The 518-nt window shown below is 55.0% G+C and carries 1 pseudogene; it reads right to left on the bottom strand.

The features are described 5' to 3' along the window. A pseudogene (locus JCM12178_RS17470) lies at positions 1–497 on the bottom strand (site-specific integrase); the annotation flags it as partial. Positions 498–518 lie beyond the last annotated feature (21 nt).

Here is a 518-nt window from a genome sequence, read left to right as displayed (position 1 = left end):
GGCCCGACAAAATCCAGCACACGCCGGAAGTCATCAAGGGGCGGCACGTAACGCGGTTGGCGCTTCTCCGGGAACTTGTCCACCAGTTGGAACGGATTCACACGGTCCATGCCAAGGTATCTCACGCCCCAGTTCCAGCCTGCGCAAAGGTTCTTTCTGTCCTTGTTGGCCGTATTGCCGGTTTTCTCGCGAAAGACCTTTGTCAGGCAATCCAGCACAAGGGCTGTGCTCAGTTCGCCCACCAAGGTTTTTTCCCGATTCGGCAAATGCTGAATCAGTCGACGCAAGGCAATTTGCTTTTCACAGTATGATGAATGGCACATCGTGCTTTCGGCGAAGTCCATGTATCGTTCGCCCCATTCACCCACCGTCAAGGCCCGACCAACGGTGTTCAGGTCTTTCTGGTGTTGGCGATCCGCCAGAATCAACGCCTTGCGGGTCTCATCTTCCCAAGTCGTTGCATCTTTCTTTTTGTCAAAGAGCTGGGTGCGTCGCATTTGCCTTCCGGCTGACGGGGT

Source organism: Salidesulfovibrio brasiliensis JCM 12178 (assembly GCF_001311825.1).
GTDB lineage: Bacteria > Desulfobacterota > Desulfovibrionia > Desulfovibrionales > Desulfovibrionaceae > Pseudodesulfovibrio > Pseudodesulfovibrio brasiliensis.
Note: the sequence above shows the minus strand (reverse complement) of the source record. Positions and strands in the feature narration are given on the sequence as shown.